At 30.6% G+C, this 5,944-nt stretch carries 13 protein-coding genes; 12 read left to right on the plus strand and 1 reads right to left on the minus strand.

Annotated elements, in window-relative coordinates; all coding sequences use genetic code 11:
- Window positions 1–337 precede the first annotated feature (337 nt).
- Window positions 338–475 carry a hypothetical protein gene (locus Q0L44_RS04600; protein ID WP_296635892.1) on the plus strand — a complete coding sequence of 46 codons (138 nt, stop codon included), beginning with the start codon at window positions 338–340 and terminating at the stop codon, window positions 473–475.
- On the opposite strand, the gene Q0L44_RS04605 is transcribed toward Q0L44_RS04600, so the two are convergent.
- A complete protein-coding gene (locus Q0L44_RS04605) occupies window positions 472–1,089 on the minus strand; it encodes a hypothetical protein (protein ID WP_296635894.1) in 618 nt (205 codons plus the stop codon). The two genes, Q0L44_RS04600 and Q0L44_RS04605, sit on opposite strands and share 4 nt — an antisense overlap.
- Window positions 1,090–1,226: 137 nt before the next feature.
- On the opposite strand from Q0L44_RS04605, the gene Q0L44_RS04610 reads away from it, so the two are divergent.
- The 11 genes from Q0L44_RS04610 (at window position 1,227) to Q0L44_RS04660 (ending at window position 5,822) form a co-directional block, all read left to right on the plus strand.
- Complete coding sequence (locus Q0L44_RS04610; RefSeq protein ID WP_296635896.1) at window positions 1,227–1,457, plus strand: hypothetical protein; 231 nt, start codon at window positions 1,227–1,229, stop codon at window positions 1,455–1,457.
- The gene (locus Q0L44_RS04615) at window positions 1,444–1,761 is read left to right on the plus strand and encodes a LuxR C-terminal-related transcriptional regulator (protein WP_296635903.1); all 318 of its coding nucleotides are present in this window, start codon (window positions 1,444–1,446) and stop codon (window positions 1,759–1,761) included. The genes Q0L44_RS04610 and Q0L44_RS04615 overlap by 14 nt, the downstream gene beginning before the upstream one ends.
- Window positions 1,762–1,774: 13 nt before the next feature.
- Entirely contained in the window at window positions 1,775–1,984 is a 210-nt protein-coding gene (locus Q0L44_RS04620) for a hypothetical protein (protein ID WP_296635905.1), read from the plus strand.
- A complete protein-coding gene (locus Q0L44_RS04625) occupies window positions 1,977–2,285 on the plus strand; it encodes a hypothetical protein (RefSeq protein ID WP_296635907.1) in 309 nt (102 codons plus the stop codon). The genes Q0L44_RS04620 and Q0L44_RS04625 overlap by 8 nt, the downstream gene beginning before the upstream one ends.
- A gap of 180 nt (window positions 2,286–2,465) precedes the next feature.
- The gene (locus tag Q0L44_RS04630; RefSeq protein WP_296635908.1) at window positions 2,466–2,711 is read left to right on the plus strand and encodes a hypothetical protein; all 246 of its coding nucleotides are present in this window, start codon (window positions 2,466–2,468) and stop codon (window positions 2,709–2,711) included.
- 3 nt (window positions 2,712–2,714) lie between these two features.
- Window positions 2,715–2,933, plus strand: a complete 219-nt coding sequence (locus Q0L44_RS04635; protein ID WP_296635910.1) for a hypothetical protein — start codon at window positions 2,715–2,717, stop codon at window positions 2,931–2,933.
- A complete protein-coding gene (locus tag Q0L44_RS04640; protein ID WP_296635913.1) occupies window positions 2,926–3,102 on the plus strand; it encodes a hypothetical protein in 177 nt (58 codons plus the stop codon). Before Q0L44_RS04635 ends, Q0L44_RS04640 begins: the two co-directional genes overlap by 8 nt.
- Before the next feature lie 10 nt (window positions 3,103–3,112).
- Window positions 3,113–3,397 carry a hypothetical protein gene (locus Q0L44_RS04645; protein ID WP_296635915.1) on the plus strand — a complete coding sequence of 95 codons (285 nt, stop codon included), beginning with the start codon at window positions 3,113–3,115 and terminating at the stop codon, window positions 3,395–3,397.
- Window positions 3,398–3,501: 104 nt separating this feature from the next.
- A complete protein-coding gene (locus Q0L44_RS04650) occupies window positions 3,502–3,723 on the plus strand; it encodes a hypothetical protein (RefSeq protein WP_296635917.1) in 222 nt (73 codons plus the stop codon).
- The gene (locus Q0L44_RS04655; protein WP_296635920.1) at window positions 3,720–4,430 is read left to right on the plus strand and encodes a hypothetical protein; all 711 of its coding nucleotides are present in this window, start codon (window positions 3,720–3,722) and stop codon (window positions 4,428–4,430) included. The genes Q0L44_RS04650 and Q0L44_RS04655 overlap by 4 nt, the downstream gene beginning before the upstream one ends.
- Window positions 4,431–5,822 (plus strand): DnaB-like helicase C-terminal domain-containing protein, encoded by a 1,392-nt coding sequence (locus tag Q0L44_RS04660; protein WP_296635925.1) that lies wholly within the window; start codon window positions 4,431–4,433, stop codon window positions 5,820–5,822. It abuts the gene before it with no gap.
- The last annotated feature ends 122 nt before the right edge of the window (window positions 5,823–5,944 follow it).

Consider the following 5,944-nt stretch of genomic DNA (forward strand, 5'->3'; position numbering starts at 1 on the left):
AGACAATGGACATTGCAGTAGATGAAGCAAAGAAGCACTTTGGTTGGGATTTATATCACGGACACGCTAGATACACCTAATTACTGCCAACTACTTATATAACACACTAAAGTGTTCAAAAGGTTAGTAATCAACAAATTATAAATGCTAAAAAATAGTTACCATTTTAGGGTTTTAAAACCACTCAACAAAGAAAAGCTTCTAAGATTGAGTGGTTGTTGCTATGAAAATACTAAGATAAAAAATATTTTTTACATAAATATAGGGATGCTTAAATTTACCTAAATATAGGTATTGTTTTTATGTTTTTTGGATATTATTTTTATTAAAAAAAATTATGAAAATTAAATCCCCAGAATGTAGATTGCGTTTTATTTTATTTCTTAACTCTAAAGATCATCATTACACTAAAGATGAAGTAGATTTTTTGTTGCAGGATCTTTTTAAAGATGCAGATGATGAAAATAATCCTTAAAGTTTTTGTCTATTAGTTACTGTTTTTAATATTAATTCTACCGATTTTAAGCCTATAGCTGTTTTTTTATCATGTGTTATTAATTGTTTGTGTAAATGAGTTAGTTTTTCTTCTATACTTAGCTTGTTAAATTCGTTTATTTTTAAATAGTTGGTGGTTGGTTCTTTTAATATAAAATCTTCAGCTAGCTCTGTGGTGCCTGTATGGCCAGCTTTTTGGTGCAGGTATTTTAATACGATGGCTAGTGTTTTGCTTCTGGTAGCTCTTGGTCCGTTAATTATAATGTTTTTTATAGTTTCGGTGGCGATGCCTAGGTCTTTGCCAATACCAAAAGCAGTTAAATGTAACTGTGCTGTTAGTTCTTGTATCTCGTATATTCTTGGGTCTGTGCTGATTTTTTTTTGAGGTGTGTTTTTTAGCATTTCTCCTTCTCCAGTTAGTAACCATTCAGCTCTAATATCGCTAAATGTTTCAATTATTTTCGATAAAATATCCGATCTAAGCTTTGAATTTGACTTAATAGCTTTGTGAATTGTACTCCTTGTACCTAATTTTTTTTCAAAATTATAAACTGTAATGCCTTTATAATCAATGTATTGCTGAATCCATTTCATTATTTTTCCATTATTTAATTGAAAATTATTGCTTATTGCAATTTTTATTGTATGTTTGTATTTAAGTTTACCAAACTATGGTAAATGTACAATTTTTAATAAAGTTGAAAAAAATCTATAGGTAAAATACTATAATAATGGGAGACAAATTAAAGGGTAGTGAGGCATTAAGAGATAGCTTGCCGTATGGTGCTGTTAAGGAAATGGCGTTGGCTTTTAAAAAATCTGATCAGTGGATAGCGCAGGTTATTGCTGGTAGAAAAATTGGCAATCCGTTATTTATAGAATGTGCAGAAAAAATTGCTGCTTTAGAAAATAGATCTAAAGAAGATTTACGTAAAATTTTAAAAGGCTATGAAACTAACTAATCAAGAACAAAGGGTATCTAAGTTAATTGCGTTTGGCTTTTCTGAAAAGGAAATAGCGGCTAAGTTATTTATTGCAGAAAGTACGGTGCATACGCATACTAAGAATATCAGAAAAAAAATAAAAGCTAGGTCTGCAGTAGATGTGGCTAGGTTTTACATTTTGCAAAATCCTAAACAGTTTTTTATTACTACTCTATTGGTAGTGGTGCAAATGTTTAGTGTGTTTATTGTGCAAGATGATCAAGTAAGAAGGTTTGCTAGAAGATCTAATGCTTCTAGAAAGCAAATATGTTTAACAGTATAAATAGGGGGTATTTATGAGCGCACATAGTATTAGAAGGTATAAAATTAAGAGGTCTTTTTTTGAAATGGGTTTTAGAAGTTTTACGTCTTTTTTTAATGTGTGCGTTTCTTTGCATCCTAATTTATCTAAGGTAGATCTAGCTTCTTTTTGGACCAATGGTTCTAATGCTTCTGAAACCTTTACGGTGTTGGAAGAAATTATAGAAACTTTAAAGAATGAGTAGTATGCAGGTCGTAAGTCTAGATTTTTTAAAGGAAAATAACTTGGTTATTGTAGACAAAAATATATTGTTTGCTGCTTTGTCTGAGGCTGGTGTGGCTGCTTCTGTAGATAAGCGTGTTAAATGGATTTCTAAAAAAGAGGCTTTTGCTAAATACGATGTTACTAGAAGCTGGTTAGATAAAGCAGAAAAGAATCCTTCGTCTGTTTTAAAGGTGAATGCTGGAAAAACTAAAACGGCCACAAAAAAATATTTAGAACAAAGTATTATAGATGAACAAAATAGACAATATCGTGGAAATTAATACTGTACAGGCTAGTAGCCATAATTGTAGGGTTGCAAACACTTATGCTAGGTGTAGTACTCCTGGTAATTGTCATTTTAAAGATGTTTTTGATTCTGTAGAAGTATGTACGTATTGTAATAAACATAAATAACCCTAAAGGCGTTGGGAAAACGCTTATAACTTAAATAATAAAAAATTATGTCAGAACTTACTCTAAATAAGTTTAAAAATGAAAAAGAAGAACCTACAATAGATTTAGACGATGTGGTACATGTTTCAGAAGCAATTGCTCTGTATTTAAAGAAAAATTTTAATGCTAGTAGTCAGAAAGAAATTTTACTAGAAGTATCTAAAATATTAGAAGATTGGTATGTAGAAAAAATTGCTGTTTCTAGAGATGTGTTGGAAAAGCAGGAACAAGATTTAAAAAATTTTAATTCGTAAGCTATGGCAAGTTCTCCTAAAAAATTAAGCGAGTATCATTGGACTATTAAAGGAAGTATTGTAGCGGTATTTGTTGCTGCTTTTTCGTTTTTAAATTTAATACTTTCTATAGATTGGGTTACGTATTCGATAAACTATAATTGGTTGTTTCTCTTGTTTGCTGCTATTGTTTTTTTTATTGTCTGTAGTGTTATGTATCTAATTTCTTTGCATGATGAATAGTAGCGAAAAAAAAAAGCATATAAAGCAATTTTGGAAGTATAATATACATCCTATTACTGGGGCTATTGGTTCTAGTAAAGGCACAAAAGTAGAGGGTGCTGGTTTTATAAAAACTAAAACGGTGCCAAAGTCTAATTCTAATCAGTTTAAAAATGTAAACTGGTATTAAATTTTATGTTATGAAAAAAAAGATTAAAAGATTAAACAAAGCCTTAAAAGTGGTGGTTAAAAACAAAAATAAAAGAGCTGTGTGCTTGGTGTATTTGTCTATTGTATTTCTAGGTTATAAAATACATGAAGTGGCGGAATATTTTAAAATACCTGAGCTTAAAGTACAATCTGCATTGGGGCATTGTGGGGTTCGCTTAAACAACCCTAAAAAGGAAGGTTTTAGAGAGAAAATGCATACTGCCGCAAGAATGTATCGTTTTGAAAAAGAAATAGATGTGATGTTTGCTGTATGATGAATCTAGGATCTAACAAATGGAAAAACTACCGTAATAAGTGGGTGTTTCTTAAAGGAAAAAAAGTAAAGCTTAGAAAATACATCTATGTAAAAAGTGCGCACATGAGATATAAAAACAAAAAAGGCTTTGCGGGTGTAAACCATGTGCAAAATTATAAAAATGCATTAAACAAATATGGTTTTGCAGGTGTTAAAATTTATGAAGATTTTTTTTACAAAGGTGTTCCTTTGCCAGAGAAAAGATCGTTGCTTATAAAAATTGGCTTGTGGTTGGCTCCTGCGTATGCAGCTGTGTATGAATTTTTTAATAAAAAAAATAGATGAGTAGATCGCATTCTTTTTCTGTTGAAGTAGCTAAAAATTTTAAGGTAGATATTGCTTTATTGTTGCAGCATTTTAGCTTTTGGTATCTCAAAAATAAATCTGATAACGTAAACTTATTTAAAAATGATTATTGGGTAAGAATGAAAGCCGATACGTTGGTAGAATATTTTCCATATTTTACAAAAAGACAGCTTAGATATTGTATTGATAAAATGATTGATTTAGACCTCTTAAAACAGGATCAATTTAACGATAAATCTAACGACAGAACTAAGTGGTATTCTCTTACAAAAACTGCAAAAAACATCCTTAATATTTCCACTGACAAAATTGTAACTCCAACCCCTTTTTTGAGTGACAAAATTGTAACTCCGAGTGACAATTTTGTAACTTCTATATATAAGGAAGTAGATATAGAAGATAGATATAGAATATATATAGATTTTTCTGCTATAAATTTTATTATTAAAAATGCAAAAGACAGGTTTGAGGTATTTGAAATGCAGTACAAAAAAACCATCCCAGATTATATTTTTTTCTTAAAATATTATGAAACAAAAGTGCAAGAAGAAGAGCTGCCTTTTACAGTAAATAAATTATTGGGTAGACTTAACAGGTTGGCTTTAAATTGGAATACTTCCAGCTCAAAAAATAATTATTCGAATACTGCTATAATTCCCTTAACAAAGCCTAAAAGATTAAACTAGATGACTGTAATCACTGAAAATAAAAAACAACTTGGTAAAATGCCTCCACAAGCTTTAAGTTTAGAAGAAGCGGTTATTGGTGCCATGATGATAGATCGTAAAGCAATAGATGATTGTTTGCTAATTTTAAAACAAGATTATTTTTACGATAAGAGAAACCAGCATCTATTTTCTGCGATAAAATCTCTTAACGATTCTAACAGGCCAGTAGATTTACTTACTGTTATTGAAAAATTAAAAGAATTAAATAAGTTAGAATTTATTGGTGGAGATTTTAGAGTAATTGAATTAACTCAAAAAGTAGCTTCATCAGCTCATGTCTTAGAGCATGCTAGAATTATAATACAAAAATATTTAAGAAGAGAGATTATATCTATGTGTTCTTCTGCAATATCTGAAGCTTTTAACGAATCTATAGATGTTTTTGATGTTTTAGATTTTACAGGTAAAGGTTTAGATGCTATTAATAATATTATTTCTAACGAATCTTCTTCTTTGTCTTGGTATGATGCTATGTTGGCAATGCCAAAACGTTTAGAATTTTTATCAAATAACAATGGTAAAATAACAGGTTTACCTACAGGGTTAAAAGCTTTAGATAAGCACTTTTCTGGATGGCAAAATACAGATTTTATAGTAATTGGTGCAGATTCTGGAATGGGTAAAACCGCTTTAACAATGACACATATTCTAGCAGCTGCAAAAGCAAACAAAGCAGTTGGTATGTTTTCTATGGAAATGAGTGTGCAGCAGTTGGCAATTAGGGCTACAGCTGTAGAAAGTTCTTTTCACATGAACCAGTTAAGTAGAACAGGGTTTGAAAAGCAGGAGTATTTTTCTACACTATTTGAGATTGTAAATCAAATGAAAGATTATCCAATATTTATAGATGATAAGCCAGCATTAACGGTGCCGCAAATGAAGCGTAAAGCAAGGTCTTTGGCTAGAAATCATGATATAAAAATACTTTTTATAGATTTTTTACAAATGTTTTCTGGAGACAAAGAAGTTAGGATTAATGTCGGTGAAGCGGCTAGAGAGTGTAAGAATTTAGCTAAAGAACTAAACATTCCTGTAATAGGATTAAGTCAATTAAGTAGAGAAGTTAAAAAATCACAATATAGTATTCCAAAAAAACATCATTTAAAAGAGGCGAGTACAATAGAAGAAGCGGCAGATGTTATTATGTTGTTGTATAGGCCCAGTTATTATGGTTTTGATAGAGAAAATTATTCAGACTTGTATGATAATTACTTGGGCTTACAGGGAGATGAAAACGCTGTTGGAATGGTTGTAAAAAATAGAAACGGATCATTAGGAAATGTTGGGATGAAGTTTATTGAAGATAAAACGAAATGGGCAGATGCAAGTGATATTTCAACACCATTTTAATATGCCAAGCCTACCAATAGCTAAGAAGAAGCCATGGCAAGAAGAAAGAGTTGTGCAAGGCAGAAGATTGCATGACAACTCTAAGTTTTATAATGCTAGAAAGTGGCGCAAGGTTAGTAAAG

The sequence above is a fragment of the Polaribacter sp. genome, assembly GCF_024639685.1.
In the GTDB taxonomy this organism is placed as follows: domain Bacteria; phylum Bacteroidota; class Bacteroidia; order Flavobacteriales; family Flavobacteriaceae; genus Polaribacter.

What these genes read in the sequence shown, in the direction of transcription:
- Q0L44_RS04600 (WP_296635892.1), top strand. Translation starts at nt 338, where the DNA reads ATGAAAATTAAATCCCCAGAATGTAGATTGCGTTTTATTTTATTTCTT.
- Q0L44_RS04605 (WP_296635894.1), bottom strand. Translation starts at nt 1,089, where the DNA reads ATGAAATGGATTCAGCAATACATTGATTATAAAGGCATTACAGTTTAT.
- Q0L44_RS04610 (WP_296635896.1), top strand. Translation starts at nt 1,227, where the DNA reads ATGGGAGACAAATTAAAGGGTAGTGAGGCATTAAGAGATAGCTTGCCG.
- Q0L44_RS04615 (WP_296635903.1), top strand. Translation starts at nt 1,444, where the DNA reads ATGAAACTAACTAATCAAGAACAAAGGGTATCTAAGTTAATTGCGTTT.
- Q0L44_RS04620 (WP_296635905.1), top strand. Translation starts at nt 1,775, where the DNA reads ATGAGCGCACATAGTATTAGAAGGTATAAAATTAAGAGGTCTTTTTTT.
- Q0L44_RS04625 (WP_296635907.1), top strand. Translation starts at nt 1,977, where the DNA reads ATGAGTAGTATGCAGGTCGTAAGTCTAGATTTTTTAAAGGAAAATAAC.
- Q0L44_RS04630 (WP_296635908.1), top strand. Translation starts at nt 2,466, where the DNA reads ATGTCAGAACTTACTCTAAATAAGTTTAAAAATGAAAAAGAAGAACCT.
- Q0L44_RS04635 (WP_296635910.1), top strand. Translation starts at nt 2,715, where the DNA reads ATGGCAAGTTCTCCTAAAAAATTAAGCGAGTATCATTGGACTATTAAA.
- Q0L44_RS04640 (WP_296635913.1), top strand. Translation starts at nt 2,926, where the DNA reads ATGAATAGTAGCGAAAAAAAAAAGCATATAAAGCAATTTTGGAAGTAT.
- Q0L44_RS04645 (WP_296635915.1), top strand. Translation starts at nt 3,113, where the DNA reads ATGAAAAAAAAGATTAAAAGATTAAACAAAGCCTTAAAAGTGGTGGTT.
- Q0L44_RS04650 (WP_296635917.1), top strand. Translation starts at nt 3,502, where the DNA reads ATGAGATATAAAAACAAAAAAGGCTTTGCGGGTGTAAACCATGTGCAA.
- Q0L44_RS04655 (WP_296635920.1), top strand. Translation starts at nt 3,720, where the DNA reads ATGAGTAGATCGCATTCTTTTTCTGTTGAAGTAGCTAAAAATTTTAAG.
- Q0L44_RS04660 (WP_296635925.1), top strand. Translation starts at nt 4,431, where the DNA reads ATGACTGTAATCACTGAAAATAAAAAACAACTTGGTAAAATGCCTCCA.